Below are 19,223 nucleotides of genomic sequence, written 5' to 3' on the forward strand. Positions count from 1 at the left end.
CACGGTAGGGGTCCACGGCAACGGCGCACCAGAGCGACACCGCCGGCCCGGCAGGCCGCTCGGCCACCCGGCGTCCCGGGCCGCACCGACGGTGCGTCGTTGATCATCGCGCTGGCGGGCACGCCGACGTAGACTGGCACTCGCTACAGTCGAGTGCCAGGACGGCCCGCCGACCCCACCGTGGCCGGCGGCCGACGTGCGACAGGAGGTGCGGAGGATGGGTCTCGACGACCGCAAGCTCGCCGTGCTCCGCGCCATCGTCGAGGACTACGTCTCCACCCAGGAGCCCGTCGGCAGCAAGGCGCTGGTCGAGCGGCACCAGCTTGGTGTGTCCCCGGCCACGGTCCGCAACGACATGGCCGTGCTGGAGGAGGAGGGCTACATCCGGCAGCCGCACACCAGTGCGGGGCGGGTGCCCACCGACCGCGGCTACCGGCTCTTCGTCGACCGGCTGTCCCGGGTCAAGCCGCTCAGCCCGGCCGAGCGCCGGGCCATCGAGCGCTTCCTGGTCGGCGCGGTCGACCTCGACGACGTGGTGCACCGCACGGTGCGGCTGCTCGCGCAGCTGACCCGGCAGGTGGCAGTCGTGCAGTACCCGAGCCTGGCCCGCTCCTCGGTGCGGCACCTGGAGCTGGTGCCGATCTCCACCACCCGGCTGATGCTCGTCATGATCGCCGACACCGGGCGGGTGGAGCAGCGGCTCGTGGAGCTGCCCGGGCCGGTGCCCGCCGACGACGTCACCGACCTGCGCCGGCTGGTCAACGAGAAGCTCGCCGGCGCCCGCCTGTCCGACACGCCGCCGCTGGTGCAGACGCTGGTCGACGAGGCGTCGCCCGAGCTGCGCCCGACGATGGCCACCCTCGCCACGGTGCTGCTCGAGACGCTGGTCGAGCGGCACGAGGAGCGGATCGCGCTGGCCGGCACCGCCAACCTCACCCGCGGCGGCCTGCTCGACTTCCAGGGCTCCCTGCGGCCGATCCTCGAGGCGCTCGAGGAGGAGGTCGTGCTGCTCAAGCTCATCGGCGAGACCGAGCCGAGCACCACCCGGGTGCTCATCGGCGACGAGAACGAGTTCGACAACCTGCGCGCCGCCTCGGTGGTCAGCACGGGGTACGGCCCGGGCGCCACCATCGTGGGCGGCCTGGGGGTGCTGGGGCCCACCCGCATGGACTACCCCGGCACCATCGCCACGGTGCGCGCCGTGGCACGCTACGTGGGCGAGCTGCTGGCCCAGAACTGACCAGTCAGGGCCGACGGCCGGCTGCGGCCGCCGACCGGCGCAACGCGAGACGAACATGAGGACACGGAACGCAGTGGCCAGGGACTACTACGGCATCCTCGGTGTGAGCCGGGAAGCCTCCGACGACGAGATCAAGCGCGCCTACCGCAAGCTGGCGCGCCAGTTCCACCCGGACGTCAATCCGGACCCGGAGGCACAGGAGAAGTTCAAGGACATCAACGCCGCGTACGAGGTCCTCTCGGACGACCGCAAGCGGCAGATCGTCGACCTGGGTGGCGACCCGCTCGCCCCGGGTGGCGGCGGCGCCGGTGGTCCGGGCGGTCCCGGCGGTGCCGGCCCGTTCGTCGGTTTCCAGGACATCATGGACGCGTTCTTCGGCGGCGCGGGGGGCGGCGCGCGTGGTCCGCGCCCGCGGACCCGGCCGGGCGCCGACGCGATCCTGCGGCTGGAGTTGGACCTGCACGAGACGGCGTTCGGCGTCGAGGCCCCGATCACCGTCGACACCGCGGTGCTCTGCACCACCTGTTCCGGCGCCGGAACGGCCGCCGGCACCCACCTGGCCACCTGTGAGGCGTGCGGGGGTCGGGGCGAGGTGCAGTCGGTGCAGCGCACCTTCCTCGGCCAGGTGGTCTCCGCCCGACCGTGCACCGTCTGCCAGGGCTACGGCACCACCATCCCGCACCCCTGCCCCACCTGCGCCGGCGACGGCCGGGTGCGGACCCGCCGCTCGCTGACCGTCAAGATCCCGGCCGGCGTCGAGGACGGCATGCGGATCCGGCTGGCCCAGCAGGGCGAGGTGGGTCCGGGTGGCGGCACCGCCGGTGACCTCTACGTGGAGATCCACGAGCGGCCGCACGACGTGTACTCCCGCAAGGGCGACGACCTGCACTGCCGGGTCACCGTGCCGATGACCGCGGCGGCACTGGGCACCCGGCTGACCATCAAGACGCTGGACAGCGAGGAGACGGTCGACGTCAAGGCCGGCACCCAGCCGGCCAGCACCCTGCGGCTGCGTGCCCGCGGCGTGCCGCACCTGCGGGGCACCGGCCGGGGCGACCTCTACGTCCACCTGGACGTCCGGACGCCGACGAAGCTCGACCCGGACCAGGAGCGGATGCTGCGCGACTTCGCCAAGACCCGCGGCGAGGAGGTCGCCGAGCTGAGCAAGCAGGGCGGCTTCTTCTCGCGGATGCGCGACGCGTTCAACGGCCACGCCTGACCGGCGCGGCTAGCCTGATCATCGTGTCCGCGCCGCTGTTCCTGGTCGAGTCCCTGCCCACCGCCGACGCGTTGACCCTCGACGGTCCCGAGGGGCACCACGCCGCCACCGTGCAACGGTTGCGGGTCGGCGAGGAGTTGCTGCTCTCCGACGGCCGGGGCGGCACGGCGGCCGCGGTGGTCACCGCCGTCGGCCGGGGCAGCCTGGAACTCACCGTCACCTCCCGGGGGTACGCGGACGCGCCCGTACCCCGACTGGTGACCGTGCAGGGCATCGCCAAGGGCGACCGGGGTGAGCTGGCCGTGCAGGCGATGACCGAGGTCGGCGTCGACGAGATCGTGCCCTGGGCGGCGGCCCGCTCGGTGACCCAGTGGCGTGGCGACCGGGGCGTACGGGCCCGGGAGAAGTGGGTGGCCACCGCCCGGGAGGCCGCCAAGCAGGCCCGCCGGCCCTGGCTGCCGGTGGTGGCCGGCGCACCGGACGAGTCCACCGCGACGGTGGCCCGCCGGATCGCGGGCGCCGCCGCCGGGTTCGTGCTGCACGAGGAGGCCGAGGAGCGGCTGACCACCGCCGACCTGCCCTCGACCGGGGAGATCGTCCTGGTGGTCGGCCCCGAGGGCGGCATCGACACGGCCGAGTTGACCGCGTTCCGCGAGGCCGGTGCCCGGCCCGTACGACTCGGCCCGACGGTGCTCCGCACCTCCACGGCGGGCGTGGCGGCACTCAGCGTGCTCGCCACCCGCCTCAACCGCTGGTAGTCCGGCCTCCGAGCGTCTACGCACGCCGGACGGCCAGGCGCGGCCCCCGACCCACCTGCCTGCGCCCTTTGCTCTGCTTCAACGGACGCACCACCGACGGTCATCACGTGTTGCGGTGGTTGAAGCAGAGCAAAGGGCGCGATGAGCAGGGTGGCGACTCGGCGCGCCCGGGGTTCAGCTGCGGAGGTAGGAGGCGCCGTTGAGGTCGACGATGGTGCCGGAGGCCCACTCGGCCTGGGGCGAGGCCAGCCAGTGCACCGCGGCGGCGATCTCCTCCGGCTGGGCGACCCGGTCGAACGGGCTCTGCGCGCGGATCGCCGCGCCGCCCTCACCGCTCAGGTGATCGGTGGTCATGTCGGTGGCCACGTAACCCGGCGCGACGGTGGCCACCGCGATGCCGTACGGCGCGAGTGCCACGGCCAGCGACTGGCCCAGGGCGTTCAGCCCCGCCTTGCTGGCGCCGTACGCCGGCTGCTGCGGCTCACCTCGGAACGCGCCGCGGGACGAGACGTTGACGATCCGGCCGCCGCGCTCCCGCATGTGCTGGGCGGCGCACCAGGTGACGTTGCCGGCGCCGGTCAGGTTGGTCTCCAGCACCTGCCGCCAGCGCCGCTGCCACTCTTCGTAGGAGGCGCCGAAGACCGGGTGCGGATCGTCCCGGCCGCCGTACATCCCGGCGTTGTTGACCAGCACGTCGATCCCGCCGAGCAGCTCGGCGGCCCGGTCGACCATGGCCCGTACCGCCTCCGGTTCGGTGAGGTCGGCGCGGACCACGACGTGACCCGTTCCGGGCAGGTGCGCGCGCACCTCCTCGGCGGCGTCCGCCGAGTCGCGGTGGTGGATCGCCACCCGGTCGCCGCTGGCTGCGAAAGCCGCCGCCACCGCCCGTCCGATCCCGCGCGAGGCTCCGGTCACCAGTACCGCCCGATCCGTCATGCACGGCATCCTGCCGTAGGGGCGCGAACGTCGGGAAGGGACCCTTCCGCCACCGGCGGCGTCGCCCGGGGCACCTTCCTTAGACTGCCCCGATGGGATCCGACTGCCTGTTCTGCCGCATCGTCGCCGGGGAGATCCCGGCCACCGTGGTCCGGGAGACCGCCACGACGCTCGCCTTCCGGGACATCGGCCCGAAGGCGCCGGTGCACGTGCTGATCATTCCGAAGGAGCACTACGCCGACGTGGCCACCCTCGCCGAGGGTGACCCGGCACTGGCCGGTGAGGTGCTGGCCACGGCCGCCGCCGTGGCCGACGACGAGGGGTTGCTCGGCGACGGTTTCCGGTTGATGTTCAACACCGGCGCGTACGGCGGGCAGGAGGTGTTCCACGCGCACGCGCACCTGCTCGGTGGCGCTCCGCTCGGGCCGATGCTCGCCCGGGACCTGGCGTGAACGCGGGGCCGGCGCCGGACAGCCGCGTGGACGAGCGGTTGGGACGACTGGTCCGGCGGGTGCAGGCCGACGCGCGCGTACCGGCGGTGTCGGCGGCGCTGCACCGGGCGGACCGGCCGCTGTGGCAGTGCACCGTCGGCGGCACCGGCACCGACGACGCGCTGGGGCCGCGTACCCAGTTCCGCATCGGCTCGGTCACCAAGACGTTCACCGCGGCGCTCACCCTCCAGTGCCGCGACGACGGACTGCTCGACCTGGACGACCCGGTGGGCCGGCACCTGGACCTGCCGGCGCACGGGGAGCTGACCGTCCGCCGGCTGCTGTCGCACACCGGCGGCCTGCAGCGCGAGCCGTTCGGCGACGTGTGGGACACCCTGCGCGCGCCGGACGCCGACGAACTGGTCGCCGAGCTGGCCCGGGCCGAGCGGGTGTTGCCGCCGGCCCGCCGCTTCCACTACTCCAACCTCGGCGTGGCCGTACTCGGGCAGCTCGTCGCCCGGCTGCGCGGCGGCAGCTGGGCGGAGGTGCTCGGCGAGCGGGTCCTGACGCCACTGGGACTGACCGACACCACCGTGACTCCGGGGCCGGCCGCGGCCACCGGGTTCCTGGTCGACGCGTACTCCGACGAGGCTCACCCGGAGCCGCCGACCGACTTCGGCGGGGTCGGCCCGGCAGCCCAGCTCTGGAGCACCGCCACCGACATGGCCCGCTGGGCGGCGTTCCTCGCCGACCCGGCGGCGCTGGACCCGACCGGCGCGGTGCTCGCCCCCACCACCCTGGACGAGATGCGCTGGCCGGTGACCACCACCGACGAGACGCTCTGGGGTGCCGGCTTCGGGCTGGGGCTGATCCTGGTCCCGCAGGGCGAACGGGTGGTGCACGTGGGGCACGACGGGGCGATGCCCGGTTTCCTGGCGGCGGTCTACGGCCGCCGGGGTGGCGACGGCACGGCGGGCGCGATGGGCGCGGCCGTGCTCGGCTCGTCCGGCACGGCGGCCGAGCTGTTCGACCTGCCGCACCAACTGCTCGCCGCGGCGGTCGAGCACGACCCGGCCGAGATCGAGCCCTGGCGGCCCGGCCCGCCCGCTCCGGCGGCCCTGCGGGGCGTGCTCGGCCGCTGGTGGGGTGAGGGTTTCGAGTACGTCTTCTCCTGGCACGACGGCACGCTGCGGGCACGTGGGGCCGGCGACCCGGCGGGACGCCCTCCGGCGGTCTTCACCCCCCTGCCGGACCGCCCGGACGTGTTCCGCACGGTCTCCGGGCGCGAGACCGGGGAACTGCTGCGGCTGACGCGGGACGAGGCCGGCACGGTGGTCCGGATGCACTGGGCGACGTACCGGTTCACCCGCCACCAGGAGAGCTTCGACCGGTACGACTTCCGGGCCGGGGGTTGATCGCGGCCAGCGGAAATGGGAGCGATGCGGGCCGCGTTGAACGGATACGATGGGTGTAACGTCCGCACGCCGTGCCAGCAGGGCCGGCGCTGAGATCGAGAGCAGGTGCGCAGGGCCCTTCGGCCCAACTTATGACCGGCACCCCACCTCCCGGCCCGCCCCGGGTGCAGACCAGGATCACCGTGCCCGACTCGAAGATCATGGTCAATCTCCTCGGCGCGGGTGACGAGATCCTACGACTCGTCGAACGCTCGGTCACCAGTGACGTGCACGTCCGGGGCAACGAGATCACCATCACCGGTGCCCCCGCGGACAATGCCCTCGCCGAGCGGGTTTTCAGTGAGCTGCTCGAACTCATCGAGAAAGGCGAGACCCTGACCACTGACGCGGTGAAACGTACCGTCGGCATGCTCGAGCAGGGCAGCGCCGAGCGGCCGGCCGAGGTTCTGACGCTCAACATCCTCTCCCGGCGCGGGCGCACCATCCGTCCCAAGACCCTCGGGCAGAAGCGGTATGTCGACGCGATCGACTCGCACACCATCGTCTTCGGCATCGGCCCTGCCGGCACCGGCAAGACCTACCTGGCGATGGCGAAGGCCGTCCAGGCGTTGCAGGCCAAGCAGGTCAACCGGATCATCCTGACCCGGCCGGCGGTCGAGGCGGGTGAGCGGCTGGGCTTCCTGCCCGGCACGCTGAACGAGAAGATCGACCCGTACCTGCGCCCGCTCTACGACGCGCTGCACGACATGCTCGACCCGGAGTCGATCCCGAAGCTGATGGCGGCGGGCACCATCGAGGTCGCCCCGCTGGCGTACATGCGTGGCCGGACCCTCAACGACGCGTTCATCATCCTGGACGAGGCGCAGAACACGACGCCCGAGCAGATGAAGATGTTCCTCACCCGGCTCGGCTTCAACTCCAAGATCGTCGTCACCGGTGACGTCACCCAGGTGGACCTTCCCGGCGGGACGACCAGCGGTCTGCGGGTCGTACGGGACATCCTGGAGAACGTCGAGGACGTGCACTTCGCCCAGTTGTCCAGCTCCGACGTGGTCCGCCACCAGCTGGTCGGGCAGATCGTCGACGCGTACGCCCGCTGGGACGCCGAGCGGGAGAACCAGCAGGCGCAGGGCGTCCACGCCGTGCCCGGGCGACCCGCCCAGGGCGGCCGGGCCGGCCGACGCCGCTAAAGCAGAGGAAAGCTGTTGTCCATCGAGATCGCCAATGAGTCCGGTGTCGACGTCGACACCGACGCCGTGCTCGCCGTCGCCCGGCACGCCCTCGACGAGATGGGGGTCAACCCCCTCGCCGAGCTGTCCGTGCTGCTGGTCGACATCGACTACATGACCGAGCTGAACCACCGATGGATGGGTGGCGACGGCCCGACCGACGTGCTCGCCTTCCCCATGGACGAGGGCAGCGTCGACCACGGCCCGGGCGAGACCGCCCCGAGCGGCGGCGAGCCCGCCCTGCTCGGTGACATCGTGCTCTGCCCCGAGGTGGCGGCCAAGCAGGCGGCGACGGCCGGGCACGCCCCGGCCGACGAACTGCACCTGCTCACCGTGCACGGGGTGCTGCACCTGCTCGGCTACGACCATGCCGAGCCGGAGGAGGAGCGGGAGATGTTCGCGCTCCAGGCCCGACTGCTGGCGAGCTGGCGGTCGACCCGCACCCAGTGATGCCCACTTCACTACTGGCGGCCGGCCCCACGGCCGGCCTGCCCGACCTGCAACTGATCGTCTTCGCGGCCGGCCTGGTCGTGCTCGCCGGCGTGATCGCGATGACCGAGGCGGCGCTCGCCGCGGTGTCACCGGCCCGAGCCGCCGAGTTGGCCCGGGACGGCGTACGCGGCGCCCGCACCCTCCAGGCCGTGGCCGGCGACGTGGTCCGGCACCTCAACCTGCTCCTGCTGTTGCGGCTGCTCGCCGAGCTGACCGCCACCACGCTGGTGGCGCTGGTCGCGGTGGACACGTTCGGCGCCGGCTGGCGGGCCGCGCTGGTCACCGCCGGCGCGATGACCGTCGTCAGCTTCGTGGTGGTCGGGGTCGCCCCGCGCACCATCGGCCGGCAGCACGCGTACGCCGTGGGGCGGGCGGTGGCGCCGCTGGTCCGCTGGCTGGGCCGGGCGCTCAACCCACTCGCGTCGCTGCTCATCCTGATCGGCAACGCGGTCACCCCGGGGCGCGGCTTCCGGGAGGGGCCGTTCGCCACGCAGGTGGAGCTGCGCGAGCTGGTCGACCTGGCCGAGCAGCGCGGCGTGGTGGAGCACGGCGAGCGACAGATGATCCACTCGGTCTTCGCGCTCGGCGACACCATCGCCCGCGAGGTGATGGTGCCGCGTACCGAGATGGTGTGGATCGAGGAGGGCAAGACCCTCTCGCAGGCGCTGGTGCTCTTCCTGCGTTCCGGCTTCTCCCGCATCCCCGTGATCGGCGAGAGCGTCGACGACGTGCTGGGCGTCCTCTACCTCAAGGACCTGATCCGGCGCTCCCGCGGCGGTGACCCGGCCGCCGAGCAGCTGCCGGTGGCCGAGCTGATGCGCCCGGCCACCTTCGTGCCGGAGTCCAAGCCGGTCGACGACCTGCTGTCGGAGATGCAGGCCGCCCGCAACCACCTGGTCATCGTCGTCGACGAGTACGGCGGCACCGGCGGCCTGGTCACGATCGAGGACATCCTGGAGGAGATCGTCGGCGAGATCACCGACGAGTACGATGTCGAACGCCCGCCGGTCGAACGCCTGACCGACTTCTCGGTGCGGGTCACCGCCCGCCTGCCGGTGGAGAATCTGGGCGAGCTGTTCCACACCGACCTGCCCACCGACGAGGTGGAGACGGTCGGTGGTCTGCTCGCCCAGTCGCTCGGGCGGGTGCCGATCCCGGGGGCGGAGGTCGAGGTGGCCGGCCTGCGGCTGGTCGCCGAGGGCACCACCGGCCGGCGCAACCGGATCGACACCGTCCTGGTCAGCAAGGTGGAGCCGGGCGACGAGCAGGACAACGCGGGGCGCGGCGAGCACGCCGGCCCCGGAGACGACCAAGGTCACAATCGAGACGAGGAGAGGCAACCCGCCGATGCCTGAGACACCCGCCGCGCCCGCCGCCCGGCCCACCCCCACCGCGCCGGCCCCGCTGAGTGCCGAGGACGGCAAGCTCGTCGTCCTCGCCCGGGGCGCCCGCGGGCGGGTCGGCGCCGTGGAGGGTGCCGCGGTCCGGGACCAGGACGGCCGGACGTACGCGGCGGCCAGCGTCGCGCTGCCCTCGCTGACCCTCACGGCGTTGCAGTTGGCGGTGGCCTCGGCCGTGGCGGCCGGGGCGAGCCGGCTGGAGGCGGCGGCGGTGGTGACCGAGGCGTCGACGCTGGACGGCGCCGGGCACGCCGCGGTACGCGACCTCGCCGTGGACGCGCCGATCCATGTGGCCGCGCCGGACGGCACGGTGCTCGGCACGGTGACCCAGTGACCGGCGGCGTGAAGGATCCGCAGCCCCGCCCGTACCGGGCCGGGTTCGGCTGTTTCGTCGGCCGGCCCAACGCGGGCAAGTCCACGTTGACCAACGCCATCGTCGGCACCAAGATCGCGATCACCTCGAACAAGCCGCAGACCACCCGGCACGTCATCCGGGCCGTGCTGCACCGGCCGGAGTCGCAGCTGGTCCTCGTCGACACGCCGGGCCTGCACCGTCCGCGTACGTTGCTCGGCGAGCGCCTCAACGACCTCGTCCGGTCGACGTGGACCGAGGTCGACGTGATCGGCCTGTGCATCCCGGCCGACGAGCCGGTCGGGCGCGGTGACCGGTTCATCTCCGGCGAGCTGGCCGAGCTGAAGGCGACCGTGCTGGCGGTGGTCACCAAGACCGACCTGGTGGACAAGCGCCGGCTGGCCGAGCAGCTCCTCGCGGTCAGCGAGATGGGCGACTTCGCGGCGATCGTGCCGGTGAGCGCGGTCTCCGGGCACCAGGTCGACACCCTGGTCGACGTGATGACCGACTACCTGCCGGCGTCCCCGCAGCTCTACCCGGACGACATGCTGACCGACGACCCGGAGCAGGTGCTGGTCGCGGAGCTGATCCGGGAGGCTGCCCTGGAGGGGGTCCGCGACGAGCTGCCGCACTCCATCGCCGTGGTGGTGGAGGAGATGATCCCCGAGGGTCAGGTCATGAAGATCTACGCCGACCTGTACGTGGAGCGGCCCAGCCAGAAGGCGATCGTGCTCGGTCACCGGGCGAGCCGCCTGAAGGAGGTCGGCACCAACGCCCGCCGGCAGATCGAGGAACTGCTCGGCACTCGGGTCTACCTGGATCTGCACGTGCGGGTGGCGAAGGACTGGCAGCGCGACCCGAAGCAGTTGCGCAAACTCGGTTTCTGACGCGTCCCACCGGTCCGGCCGGGCACTCCCGGTCGGTCCGGCGCGGGGTGGGCCGTACCCCTCGGGCGTGATCATCTTCGGTCGAGCCGATGGCAAGATTCACGTTTGCCCGGGGTCGCGGCCGTTTGGTGCCGCCGCCGCGCAGGGTAGGGGACGTACATCCGGTGTCCCCGACCGAGATGCAGGCTGATGCGCAACAGGTACCTCGATGTGCTCCGTTTCCTGGCCATCGTCCGAGTGGTCGTCTACCACGTCACCGGGTGGGCCACCCTCACGCTCGTCTTTCCTGCCATGTCGGTGATGTTCGCGCTGGCCGGCTCGTTGATGGCCGCCACGCTGACCCGCGTCGGGCCGGCCGCGGTCGGTCGCCGGCTGCGCCGGCTGCTGCCCTCGCTGTGGGTCATGGCGGCGGTCTTCGTGCCGGCCATGCTGTTCACCGGGTTGCCGGTGACGCCGCGGCTGCTGCTGTGGCTGTTCCCGGTCGCGGATCCGCCGGCCAACCACTGGGGCGCCCTGGCGCTGAGCGTCATCTGGTACCTGCGCGACTACCTGTGGTTCGTGCTCGCCTCGCCGATCGCGTTCTGGCTGTTCCGACGGGCTCCGCTGCCCACCCTGCTCGCGCCGTACCTGCTGCTGGTGGCGATCGAGGCGGGGATCTACCCGGCGCCACCGGTGCTGCGCGAGTTCGGGCTGTACTTCGGCGCGTGGCTGCTCGGCTTCGCCCACCACGCGGGGATGCTGCGCCGGCTCGCCGGCCGGGTGCTCTACCCGGCGGCGCTGGTGCTCGCGGTGGCCGGCGGCGCGTGGATCGTCGCCCATCCCGGCCCGCGAGGGTACGACCTCAACGACAACCACCTCGGCAACGCCCTCTGGTCCGCCGCGTTCATCCTGATCGCCCTCGGTCGGGCACCGGCGGGCATCTCGTGGTTGGCGCGCAGCCGGTTGGCCGACCGGGCGGTGACCGTGGTCAATCGGCGGGCGCTCACCATCTATCTCTGGCACATGCCGTTCGTGGTGGCGCTCACCCCGCTGGTGGACGTGGTCGGCTGGTCCCACCAGGATCCGCTGGGGCTGGCCATCCGGGTGCTGCTGGTCTTCGCGCTCGTCGGGGTGGTCACCCTGGCCGTCGGCTGGGTCGAGGACGTCGCAGCCCGCCGGGTCCCGGAGCTGGTGCCCGCGGGCCAGTCGGGCAACGCCGGACCGCCGGCCCGGGCCGCTGCCACACCGGCGGCCCGATCCGGCACCGATCCGGCGCCCGTACCCGCTGCCCGCCCGGCGGACGCGACCGTCGGGCGAGCGGTGGTGCCGGCGCAGCGGGTGCCCATGGAGGCGGCCACCGTCGAGATCAGCGCTGGCTGATCGTGACGTTGCCGCTGCCGGCCGAGCCGTCGAGCACCAGGGAAGCGGCCGGGTCGTCGGCGACGGTCACGCGCTCGTCGCCCGAGCCGGCGTTGGACTGGACCCGGTAGCTGCCGGCCGGCACCAGCAGCGTGACGTCCCCGCTGGAGGCGTGGGCGCGGGCGGAGGCCGGCTTGTCCAGCTCCACGGTGACGTTGCCCGAGCTGGCCTCGGCGTCGACCGCGCCGGCCAGCCGGCGGGCGGTGATGTCCCCGGACGAGGCGCGCAGCCGTACCGCCGCGCCGGCCTCGCTGACCTCGATGTTGCCCGACCGGGTCTCCACCCCGAGCGCGCCGGAGGCTCCGGCGATCCGCACGTCGCCCGAGCCGAGCTGCAGCTCCACCGTGCCGACGCGGCTCAGCTCGATGTTGCCGGAGCCGACCTCGCCCCGCACGGCCACGCCCTCCGGCACGGTCACCTCGTAGGAGACGGTGCACCGCGAGCCGCAGTCGGTGTCCAGCACCAGCTCGCTGCCCTCGATCTCGTACCGGGCGTTGTCCGGTTCCCCGCCCTGGTAGCGCACGACCCGCTTGATCCGCGCCTCGGACGCCGGGCCGGTGCCGCGGACGACCACGTCGCCCGAGCCACCCCGCACCTGGATCGCGGTGACCCGGACCGGCTCGGTGTCGTCGTAGTCGAGCCGGCGGAAGGACAGGTTGTCGCACCCGGCGAGCACGATGAGGGTGGTGGCCAGCCCCAGCGCGACGGGGACGGCGGCGCGACGACGGCGCGGGGCGGAGATCCGGTGCAGTGCCATGTCCAGCACGCTACGACCGGTCACGAGTCCGGCGCATCGGGGTTCGTCCGCGCATCCACCCCGAACCGACCCTGATTTCACACCCCGAGGGAGAATGGTCCGATGGCCGGGTACCGCCGACAGCTCTACCGCGACGACGCGGTGGTGCTGCGTGTGCAGAAGCTCGGCGAGTCCGACCGGATCATCACCCTGCTCACCCGCCGGCACGGCCGGTTGCGCGCGGTGGCCCGGGGCATCCGCCGCACCACCAGCAAGTTCGGCGCCCGCCTCGAGCCGTTCGGCCACGTCGACCTCCAGCTCGCCGGCGACCCGAAGGGCAACCACGGCAGCTCGCTGCACACGGTCAGCCAGGTCGAGGGCATCGACCTGTACGGCAAGCGGTTCCTGGGTGACTATCCCCGCTACACGGCGGCCAGCGCGATCGCCGAGACCGCCGAGCGGCTGACCCCGGTGGAGCGGGAGCCGTCGCTGCGGCTGTTCCAGCTCACCGTGGGCGCGTTGAAGGCACTGTCGCGCGGTGAGCACGCCACCACGCTGGTGCTCGACGCGTACCTGCTGCGCGGGATGGCCCTCGCCGGGTGGGCGCCGGCGCTGATCGCGTGCGCGGTCTGCGGCACCCCCGGGCGGCACCGGGCGTTCTCCGTGCCGGCCGGCGGCGCGGTCTGCCCGGACTGCCGGCCGCCCGGCGCGGCCCATCCCGCGCCGGCAACCATCGATCTGATGTCCGCGCTGACCACCGGCGACTGGGTGGTCGCCGACGCCACCGAGAGCGGCGTACGCCGGGAGTGCAGTGGGCTGGTCGCGGCGCACCTGCAGTGGCACCTGGAACGCGCGCTACGCTCGCTGCCGCTGGTCGACCGGGGTCCCTCGGTGGCCGGCACGATCCCGCCGCCGGGGGGCGCCGGGGCCACGATGCTCCAGCCGGGCGGCGACGTCGCGGCCGGGGCGGACGGTGCGAGCAGGGAGAGAGCCGAGTGATCCGATCGATGAGGGCCGGCCGGCGTGAGCCGGTGCCGCCGACACCGCACCCGTCGGGCGCCCGCCCGCCGGCGCTGCCCACCGAGGCGGTGCCGAAGCACGTCGCGGTGGTGATGGACGGCAACGGCCGGTGGGCCAAGGAGCGCGGGTTGGCGCGCACCAAGGGTCACGAGGCGGGGGAGCACAGCCTCTTCGACACCATCGAGGGCGCCATCGAGATGGGCATCCCCTATCTGTCGGCGTACGCGTTCTCGACCGAGAACTGGCGGCGCTCGCCGGACGAGGTCCGGTTCCTGATGGGCTTCAACCGGGACGTGATCCGCCGCCGCCGCGACCAGTTGGTCGACCTGGGCGTCCGGGTGGTCTGGTCGGGCCGGCCGGGGCGCCTGTGGAAGAGCGTCATCTCCGAGTTGCAGACCGCCGAGGAGATGTCGCGTGGCAACTCGACGCTGACGCTGCAGTTCTGCGTCAACTACGGCGGGCAGGCCGAGATCGGCGACGCCGCCGCCGCGATCGCGCGCGACGTGGCGGCCGGCCGGCTGGATCCGGCGAAGGTCACCGAGAAGACCGTGGCGAAGTACCTCTACCACCCGGAGATTCCGGAGGTGGACCTGTTCCTGCGGCCCTCCGGGGAGGAACGGATCTCCAACTTCCTGCTCTGGCAGACCGCGTACGCCGAGCTGGTCTTCCTGGACACGCTCTGGCCGGATTTCGACCGTCGCCACCTCTGGTACGCCTGCGAGCTGTACGCCCAGCGGGACCGGCGGTTCGGCGGCGCGTTGCCCAACCCCGTCGCCCCGGTGGTCTGACGGAGGCTTGGCAGCACCTCACGGTGGGTATCAGTGACGTCAGGAGCCACTGACGGAGGTGAACCCACATGATCCAGAAGCGCATCGCACAGTGGGCGGTGATGGCGGTCGCGGTGCCACTGGCCGCGGCCGGTGCCCGCCGTCTCAGCCACACCCTGGAGGCCCGGCGTGGTCCCTCCGGGGTGAGCCGGTTGCTGACCAAGGGTGCCGACATGATCCGCCCGCAGAAGGCCAAGCGCCGGCGGTTCTGGTAACCCGCGTGACCCTCGGCGCCGCCCCCAGATCTTCCAGGGGGCGGCGCCGCCGCGTGTCCCCACCTGGTCGTTTCGGGGTGGCGACGGGTGGGGGCGGGTAGGGTCCGAAGGTGGCGGGACCACGGCGGTCGGGGGTGGACATGCGGGATCTCCGGTACAAGATGATCATGGCATTGAACGCGGCCGACCTGGGCGACCCGATCTGCGAGCAGGTGGCCGACATCTGCGCGGAGATCGCCGAGCAGCACTGCGCCGAGTTCGGTCACACGCCGCAACTGCGCAGCGGTGAGATCGCCGAGCTGGCCACCGGGGAGCCGGCGCTGACCTGGGCGCCGACGCCCTCCGACACCGGGCAGCGTGCCTGGTGACCGCGTCCGCCCCCTCGGTCGACCTGCGCCGGGCGGAGGACCGCTTCGCCACCCGGATCTCCTGGCTGGACTCCAAGCACTCCTTCTCGTTCTCCCGGCACTACGACCCGGCCAACACCCACCACGGTCTGCTGCTGGTCAACAACGACGACGTGGTCCGCCCGGGTGCCGGCTTCGAGACCCACCCGCACCAGGACATGGAGATCGTCACCTGGGTGCTGCGCGGGTCCCTCGTACACCAGGACTCCACCGGCCACTCCGGGGTCATCTACCCAGGGCTCGCCCAGCGGATGAGCGCCGGCACCGGCATCCTGCACTCGGAGAAGAACGACGCCTGGCGGCTCAACAACCTGGAACCGCACAGCGATCCGGTGCACTTCGTGCAGATGTGGGTGCTCCCCGACGAGGAGGGCGTCGACCCCGGCTACGAGCAGCTGGAGATCGAGGACGAGCTGCTGCGCGGGGGCCTCGTGCCGATCGCCTCCGGGATGGACCGCTACGACGGCGCGTCCGCCATCCGGATCCGCAACCGCTACGCCACCCTGCACGCCGCGCGGCTCGGCTCCGGCGACGAGATCACCCTGCCCGACGCGCCCTACGTGCACCTCTACGTGCCCAACGGCACGGTGACCCTGGAGGGCAGCGGCCCCCTCGGCACCGGCGACGCGGCCCGGCTCACCAGCACCGGCGGCCGGCGGGTCACCGCGGACGAGCCGGCCGAGATCCTGGTCTGGGAGATGCACGCCACCATCGCCTGACCCCACCCCGGGTGGGGCGAGGCCAGGCGTCCGCCGTCAGGCCGGCGATTCGGTGCGGTCACCCGCCCAGGTGGTGTGGAACGAGCCCTCGCGGTCGACGCGCTGGTAGGTGTGCGCGCCGAAGTTGTCCCGCAGGCCCTGGATCAGCGCGGCGGGCAGCCGTTCGGCGCGCAGCGCGTCGAAGTACGCCAGCGACGACGAGAACGCCGGCGTCGGCACCCCCGCCCGGACCGCGTCGGCCACCACGCGCCGCCAGCTCGGCACACCGGCACCGACCGCGTCGGCGAAGTACGGCGCCACCAGCAGCGTCGGCAGGTCGGGCTGCTCGTCGTACGCCTCCCGGATCCGGTTCAGGAACCGGGCCCGGATGATGCAGCCGCCCCGCCAGATCGTTGCCGTGCCGCCGAGGTCGATGTTCCAGTCGTACTCCTGGCTGCCGGCGCGGATGTGGTCGAAGCCCTGCGCGTACGCGACGATCTTCGAGGCGAGCAGCGCGCGGCGGACGTCCTCGATGAACGCCTCCCGGTCGGCCACCTGCCACTTCTCACCGGCGTCGGGAAACGCCCGGTGGGCCGCCGCACGCTGGTCCACGTGCCCGGACAGGGAACGCGCGAAGGTCGCCTCGGCGATCCCGGTGATCGGGATGCCGAGGTCGAGTGCGCTCTGCACGGTCCACCGCCCGGTGCCCTTCTGCTCGGCCCGGTCCTGCACCACGTCCACGAACGGCCGGCCGGAGTCGGCGTCCCGGTGCGCCAGCACGTCCGCGGTGATCTCGATGAGGAAGGACTCCAGCTCGCCGTCGTTCCAGTTGCGGAAGATCTCCGCGATCTCCGCCGGCTCGGCGTCCAGGCCGGCCCGGAGCAGGTCGTACGCCTCGGCGATCAGCTGCATGTCGGCGTACTCGATGCCGTTGTGCACCATCTTGACGAAGTGCCCGGCGCCGTCCGGCCCGACGTGCATGCAGCACGGGACTCCGTCCACGTGGGCGGAGATCTTCTCGAACATCGGCCCGAGCTTCGCGTACGACTCGGCGGAACCGCCCGGCATGATGCTCGGCCCGAGCAGTGCGCCCTCCTCGCCCCCGGAGACGCCGGTGCCGACGAAGTGCAGACCGTGCGTGCGCAACGCCTCCTCCCGGCGGCGCGTGTCGGCGAAGTGGGCGTTGCCGCAGTCGACGACGATGTCGCCCTCCTCCAGCAGCGGCACCAGTTCGTCGATCACCGCGTCCGTGGGCGCACCGGCCTTGACCATCACGATCACCGCGCGGGGCCGCTCCAGCGACGCCACGAAGTCGGCCATCGACTCACCGGGCACGAACGTGCCCTCGTCGCCGTGCTCGGCGATCAGGCTGCGCGTGCGTTCGGGCGAGCGGTTGTGCACCGCCACCGTGAAGCCGTTGCGGGCCAGGTTGCGGGCCAGATTGCGACCCATCACCGCCAGCCCGGTCACGCCGATCTGCGCCGTCGCCTGCTCAGCCATCCGTGCCGCCACCTCTCACCGTCGCACTGCCGTGCTGCGACCGTATCGCGGTGCGCGGCGGTGCGGGCGGCGTCGTCGACAGCCGGTGACCCACCGGTGGCGCTCAGCCCCGGGCCAGCCGATCCTCCACGTGGGCCACCTTCGCGGTGAGGGCGTCGGTCACTCCCGGACGGATGTCGGCCTTGAGCACCACACTCACCCGGGGTGCCTGCGCGCCCACCACGTCGACGGCCCGCTTCACCACCGCCATCACCTCGTCCCACTCGCCCTCGACGGTGGTGAACATGGCATCCGTCCGGTTGGGCAGACCCGACTCGCGGACCACCCGCACCGCCTCGGCCACCAGGTCACCGACGGACTCACCGACACCGAGCGGGGTAATCGAGAACGCGATCAGCATGCCGCCGATGGTGCCAGGAAAACCGGATGCGCCGCCGCCCACCCACGCGATAGCGTGCCGGCATGCGTAAGTGACGCCCCACCTCCGAGCCGGCCCGCAGCCCCGCGCCGCGGTCCGTGCGCTCCCGGGCGTCCCGCATTCTCCACCGCCGTGTGGCGGTGCTGGCGCTGTCGATCCCGGTGAGCAGTCCCTTCCCGATTCGACTGTCGCGCCGCGACGGTCACCAGTCGAGCCGACCGGCCCCGGAGCGCGGGACCGGCAGTGACGGTCGGCACCGAAGGAGGCCCGGATGCCCGCGAGGCGCAAACCGAAGAGGTCCCGTACCACCACACCCACGCCCGCCGGCGCAGACCCGGCGGCCGGCCATGACGCGCTCCTACCAACCCGCCCCGCCGTGGGTCTCGCGGTCGAACCGGCGCTCCTGGTCGAGCCGGCTCTTCCGACAGCGTTGGGTGAGCCGGCAGTGCTGGTCGAGCCGCCGCTGCCGGCGGTGCTGAATCAGTCGGCTCTGCCGGCGGCGGTGCCGGGTGAGCTGGTGCCGCCGGTCGACGTGCCGGCGGTGGTCGACGCGCCGGTGGTGGCAGACCTGTCGAAGGTGGCTGGGCGACCGAAGGCACCGACGGCCGGACCGCCGCAGGGTGGCGGGACGCGCTCGGCCGGCGGACGTGGCCAACAAGCTGGCCAGAGCCGCCGCTACGCCTTCCGCCGCAGCTGACCGACCCGCACCACCCGGCGGCGCTGTCCCCGGGGTTGCGGAGGTGAGGCAGCACCAACACGGATGGTGCTGCCTCACCGCCCCGCGAAGCAGCACCATCCCTGATGGTGTGCGGATCATGCCGGCGCGGCGACTCAGCCGATCAGGGGGCGGAAGGTTCCGAGGAGGATGCTCGTGGCCAGGGCGGTGGCGGCCAGCGCGGCGGCTGCGGCGATGAGCAGGGTGTCCGCGCGGGTGAAGGGCTGGCGGCGGGCCACCGTGCGCGGGGTGCCGGCGTCGAAGCCGCGCGCGTCCATGGCCACGGCCAACCGGGTGCCCCGGCGGATCGCACCGACCAGCAGGGCGAACGCGGTCGAGGTGAACAGCCGCAGCTTCGCCACCGGGTTGCGGCCCGCGTCGACGCCCCGAGCACGCCGGGCCATGCTGATCATCTGCCACTCCTGACCGAGCAGCGGCACCAGCCGGAACGCGGCCAGCGCCCCGATGGCGAACCGGGCCGGTGCCTTCGCGTTCTGGATCAGCGCGTCGGCCAGGTCGGTGGGGTCGGTGGTGGCGAAGACGATCACGCCGGGCAGGGCCACCGCCAGCACCCGCAGCACCAGGCCGAGCGCGGTGAGCAGCACTCCGGTGGTCACCAGCACCGGTCCCACGTCCAGCAGGACCCGGCCGGACCGGTCGGCGGCGAAGAGCACCAGCGTGATCAGGATGCCAGCGGCGCTGACCAGCAGCGGCCAGGCCCGCCGGGCCAGCACCCGGTAGCGGATGCCGAACAGCGGCAGCACGGCGAGTTCGACCGCGATGGCGATCGCCGGGGCCACCGGGTCGAGGGTGGCCAGCAGGGTGAACGAGAACACCAGTGCGGCGGCCACCTTCGCCACCGGGTTGCGGCGGGCCAGCGGCGCACCGGGCGCGGCGACCGGCTCGATGCTGATCATCGGGTGTCGTCCC

The 19,223-nt window shown here is 72.9% G+C and carries 22 protein-coding genes; 17 read left to right on the forward strand and 5 right to left on the reverse strand.

Annotation, left to right across the window (positions count from 1 at the left end):
* Positions 1 to 217: 217 nt before the first annotated feature.
* The 3 genes from hrcA to ACTWLT_RS24495 all read left to right on the forward strand — a co-directional run bounded on the left by hrcA (position 218) and on the right by ACTWLT_RS24495 (position 3,217).
* Positions 218 to 1,240 (forward strand): heat-inducible transcriptional repressor HrcA, encoded by a 1,023-nt coding sequence (hrcA, locus tag ACTWLT_RS24485; RefSeq protein ID WP_445320383.1) that lies wholly within the window; start codon positions 218 to 220, stop codon positions 1,238 to 1,240.
* A gap of 73 nt (positions 1,241 to 1,313) precedes the next feature.
* Entirely contained in the window at positions 1,314 to 2,459 is a 1,146-nt protein-coding gene (gene dnaJ / locus ACTWLT_RS24490) for a molecular chaperone DnaJ (protein WP_252417984.1), read from the forward strand.
* 23 nt (positions 2,460 to 2,482) lie between these two features.
* Positions 2,483 to 3,217: a 16S rRNA (uracil(1498)-N(3))-methyltransferase gene (locus tag ACTWLT_RS24495; protein WP_445320384.1), complete on the forward strand. Its 735-nt coding sequence runs from the start codon at positions 2,483 to 2,485 to the stop codon at positions 3,215 to 3,217.
* A gap of 174 nt (positions 3,218 to 3,391) precedes the next feature.
* Here the strand turns inward: ACTWLT_RS24495 and ACTWLT_RS24500 are convergent, their stop codons facing one another.
* Entirely contained in the window at positions 3,392 to 4,153 is a 762-nt protein-coding gene (locus ACTWLT_RS24500) for an SDR family NAD(P)-dependent oxidoreductase (RefSeq protein WP_445320385.1), read from the reverse strand.
* Between the two features lie 92 nt (positions 4,154 to 4,245).
* Here ACTWLT_RS24500 and ACTWLT_RS24505 point away from each other — a divergent pair, with 92 nt between their 5' ends.
* The 8 genes from ACTWLT_RS24505 (at position 4,246) to ACTWLT_RS24540 (ending at position 11,718) form a co-directional block, all read left to right on the forward strand.
* Entirely contained in the window at positions 4,246 to 4,605 is a 360-nt protein-coding gene (locus ACTWLT_RS24505) for a histidine triad nucleotide-binding protein (protein ID WP_252417931.1), read from the forward strand.
* Positions 4,602 to 5,999 carry a serine hydrolase domain-containing protein gene (locus tag ACTWLT_RS24510; RefSeq protein ID WP_445320386.1) on the forward strand — a complete coding sequence of 466 codons (1,398 nt, stop codon included), beginning with the start codon at positions 4,602 to 4,604 and terminating at the stop codon, positions 5,997 to 5,999. The genes ACTWLT_RS24505 and ACTWLT_RS24510 overlap by 4 nt, the downstream gene beginning before the upstream one ends.
* A gap of 131 nt (positions 6,000 to 6,130) precedes the next feature.
* Entirely contained in the window at positions 6,131 to 7,189 is a 1,059-nt protein-coding gene (locus ACTWLT_RS24515) for a PhoH family protein (protein ID WP_252417929.1), read from the forward strand.
* A 15-nt stretch (positions 7,190 to 7,204) separates the two neighbouring features.
* Positions 7,205 to 7,678 carry an rRNA maturation RNase YbeY gene (ybeY, locus tag ACTWLT_RS24520; RefSeq protein WP_252417928.1) on the forward strand — a complete coding sequence of 158 codons (474 nt, stop codon included), beginning with the start codon at positions 7,205 to 7,207 and terminating at the stop codon, positions 7,676 to 7,678.
* Complete coding sequence (locus tag ACTWLT_RS24525; protein WP_445320409.1) at positions 7,654 to 9,075, forward strand: hemolysin family protein; 1,422 nt, start codon at positions 7,654 to 7,656, stop codon at positions 9,073 to 9,075. The genes ybeY and ACTWLT_RS24525 overlap by 25 nt, the downstream gene beginning before the upstream one ends.
* Positions 9,068 to 9,454 carry a cytidine deaminase-like protein gene (locus tag ACTWLT_RS24530; RefSeq protein WP_252417926.1) on the forward strand — a complete coding sequence of 129 codons (387 nt, stop codon included), beginning with the start codon at positions 9,068 to 9,070 and terminating at the stop codon, positions 9,452 to 9,454. The genes ACTWLT_RS24525 and ACTWLT_RS24530 overlap by 8 nt, the downstream gene beginning before the upstream one ends.
* A gap of 8 nt (positions 9,455 to 9,462) precedes the next feature.
* A complete protein-coding gene (era, locus tag ACTWLT_RS24535) occupies positions 9,463 to 10,359 on the forward strand; it encodes a GTPase Era (RefSeq protein WP_445320410.1) in 897 nt (298 codons plus the stop codon).
* A 189-nt stretch (positions 10,360 to 10,548) separates the two neighbouring features.
* Positions 10,549 to 11,718 (forward strand): acyltransferase family protein, encoded by a 1,170-nt coding sequence (locus tag ACTWLT_RS24540; protein WP_445320387.1) that lies wholly within the window; start codon positions 10,549 to 10,551, stop codon positions 11,716 to 11,718.
* Here the strand turns inward: ACTWLT_RS24540 and ACTWLT_RS24545 are convergent.
* Complete coding sequence (locus ACTWLT_RS24545) at positions 11,705 to 12,514, reverse strand: DUF4097 family beta strand repeat-containing protein (protein ID WP_445320388.1); 810 nt, start codon at positions 12,512 to 12,514, stop codon at positions 11,705 to 11,707. The two genes, ACTWLT_RS24540 and ACTWLT_RS24545, sit on opposite strands and share 14 nt — an antisense overlap.
* Before the next feature lie 102 nt (positions 12,515 to 12,616).
* Here ACTWLT_RS24545 and recO point away from each other — a divergent pair, with 102 nt between their 5' ends.
* From recO to ACTWLT_RS24570, 5 genes are all read left to right on the forward strand, one after another.
* The gene (gene recO / locus ACTWLT_RS24550) at positions 12,617 to 13,492 is read left to right on the forward strand and encodes a DNA repair protein RecO (protein WP_252417923.1); all 876 of its coding nucleotides are present in this window, start codon (positions 12,617 to 12,619) and stop codon (positions 13,490 to 13,492) included.
* A gap of 8 nt (positions 13,493 to 13,500) precedes the next feature.
* Positions 13,501 to 14,301, forward strand: a complete 801-nt coding sequence (locus ACTWLT_RS24555; protein ID WP_252417982.1) for an isoprenyl transferase — start codon at positions 13,501 to 13,503, stop codon at positions 14,299 to 14,301.
* Positions 14,302 to 14,369: 68 nt separating this feature from the next.
* Positions 14,370 to 14,555: a hypothetical protein gene (locus tag ACTWLT_RS24560; RefSeq protein ID WP_252417922.1), complete on the forward strand. Its 186-nt coding sequence runs from the start codon at positions 14,370 to 14,372 to the stop codon at positions 14,553 to 14,555.
* 167 nt (positions 14,556 to 14,722) lie between these two features.
* Complete coding sequence (locus tag ACTWLT_RS24565; protein ID WP_252417921.1) at positions 14,723 to 14,923, forward strand: thioredoxin reductase; 201 nt, start codon at positions 14,723 to 14,725, stop codon at positions 14,921 to 14,923.
* A complete protein-coding gene (locus tag ACTWLT_RS24570) occupies positions 14,920 to 15,681 on the forward strand; it encodes a pirin family protein (RefSeq protein WP_445320389.1) in 762 nt (253 codons plus the stop codon). Before ACTWLT_RS24565 ends, ACTWLT_RS24570 begins: the two co-directional genes overlap by 4 nt.
* A gap of 36 nt (positions 15,682 to 15,717) precedes the next feature.
* On the opposite strand, the gene gnd is transcribed toward ACTWLT_RS24570, so the two are convergent.
* Both gnd and ACTWLT_RS24580 read right to left on the reverse strand, forming a co-directional pair.
* Positions 15,718 to 17,160: an NADP-dependent phosphogluconate dehydrogenase gene (gnd, locus tag ACTWLT_RS24575; RefSeq protein ID WP_445320390.1), complete on the reverse strand. Its 1,443-nt coding sequence runs from the start codon at positions 17,158 to 17,160 to the stop codon at positions 15,718 to 15,720.
* A 103-nt stretch (positions 17,161 to 17,263) separates the two neighbouring features.
* Complete coding sequence (locus tag ACTWLT_RS24580) at positions 17,264 to 17,560, reverse strand: MTH1187 family thiamine-binding protein (RefSeq protein WP_445320391.1); 297 nt, start codon at positions 17,558 to 17,560, stop codon at positions 17,264 to 17,266.
* A 289-nt stretch (positions 17,561 to 17,849) separates the two neighbouring features.
* Between ACTWLT_RS24580 and ACTWLT_RS24585 the strand changes: the two genes are divergently transcribed.
* The gene (locus ACTWLT_RS24585; protein ID WP_445320392.1) at positions 17,850 to 18,275 is read left to right on the forward strand and encodes a hypothetical protein; all 426 of its coding nucleotides are present in this window, start codon (positions 17,850 to 17,852) and stop codon (positions 18,273 to 18,275) included.
* A 134-nt stretch (positions 18,276 to 18,409) separates the two neighbouring features.
* Here ACTWLT_RS24585 and ACTWLT_RS24590 read toward each other — a convergent pair whose 3' ends face one another.
* Positions 18,410 to 19,210 (reverse strand): energy-coupling factor transporter transmembrane component T family protein, encoded by an 801-nt coding sequence (locus tag ACTWLT_RS24590; RefSeq protein ID WP_445320393.1) that lies wholly within the window; start codon positions 19,208 to 19,210, stop codon positions 18,410 to 18,412.
* Positions 19,211 to 19,223: the final 13 nt, after the last annotated feature.

The sequence above is a fragment of the Micromonospora yongxingensis genome (genome assembly GCF_052601155.1).

What these genes read in the sequence shown, in the direction of transcription:
- recO (WP_252417923.1), top strand. Translation starts at nt 12,617, where the DNA reads ATGGCCGGGTACCGCCGACAGCTCTACCGCGACGACGCGGTGGTGCTG.
- ACTWLT_RS24540 (WP_445320387.1), top strand. Translation starts at nt 10,549, where the DNA reads ATGCGCAACAGGTACCTCGATGTGCTCCGTTTCCTGGCCATCGTCCGA.
- ACTWLT_RS24580 (WP_445320391.1), bottom strand. Translation starts at nt 17,560, where the DNA reads ATGCTGATCGCGTTCTCGATTACCCCGCTCGGTGTCGGTGAGTCCGTC.
- gnd (WP_445320390.1), bottom strand. Translation starts at nt 17,160, where the DNA reads ATGGCTGAGCAGGCGACGGCGCAGATCGGCGTGACCGGGCTGGCGGTG.
- ACTWLT_RS24585 (WP_445320392.1), top strand. Translation starts at nt 17,850, where the DNA reads ATGCCCGCGAGGCGCAAACCGAAGAGGTCCCGTACCACCACACCCACG.
- hrcA (WP_445320383.1), top strand. Translation starts at nt 218, where the DNA reads ATGGGTCTCGACGACCGCAAGCTCGCCGTGCTCCGCGCCATCGTCGAG.
- ACTWLT_RS24505 (WP_252417931.1), top strand. Translation starts at nt 4,246, where the DNA reads ATGGGATCCGACTGCCTGTTCTGCCGCATCGTCGCCGGGGAGATCCCG.
- ACTWLT_RS24515 (WP_252417929.1), top strand. Translation starts at nt 6,131, where the DNA reads ATGACCGGCACCCCACCTCCCGGCCCGCCCCGGGTGCAGACCAGGATC.
- ACTWLT_RS24500 (WP_445320385.1), bottom strand. Translation starts at nt 4,153, where the DNA reads ATGACGGATCGGGCGGTACTGGTGACCGGAGCCTCGCGCGGGATCGGA.
- ACTWLT_RS24590 (WP_445320393.1), bottom strand. Translation starts at nt 19,210, where the DNA reads ATGATCAGCATCGAGCCGGTCGCCGCGCCCGGTGCGCCGCTGGCCCGC.
- ACTWLT_RS24565 (WP_252417921.1), top strand. Translation starts at nt 14,723, where the DNA reads ATGGCATTGAACGCGGCCGACCTGGGCGACCCGATCTGCGAGCAGGTG.
- ACTWLT_RS24555 (WP_252417982.1), top strand. Translation starts at nt 13,501, where the DNA reads ATGAGGGCCGGCCGGCGTGAGCCGGTGCCGCCGACACCGCACCCGTCG.
- ACTWLT_RS24545 (WP_445320388.1), bottom strand. Translation starts at nt 12,514, where the DNA reads ATGGCACTGCACCGGATCTCCGCCCCGCGCCGTCGTCGCGCCGCCGTC.
- ACTWLT_RS24560 (WP_252417922.1), top strand. Translation starts at nt 14,370, where the DNA reads ATGATCCAGAAGCGCATCGCACAGTGGGCGGTGATGGCGGTCGCGGTG.
- ACTWLT_RS24530 (WP_252417926.1), top strand. Translation starts at nt 9,068, where the DNA reads ATGCCTGAGACACCCGCCGCGCCCGCCGCCCGGCCCACCCCCACCGCG.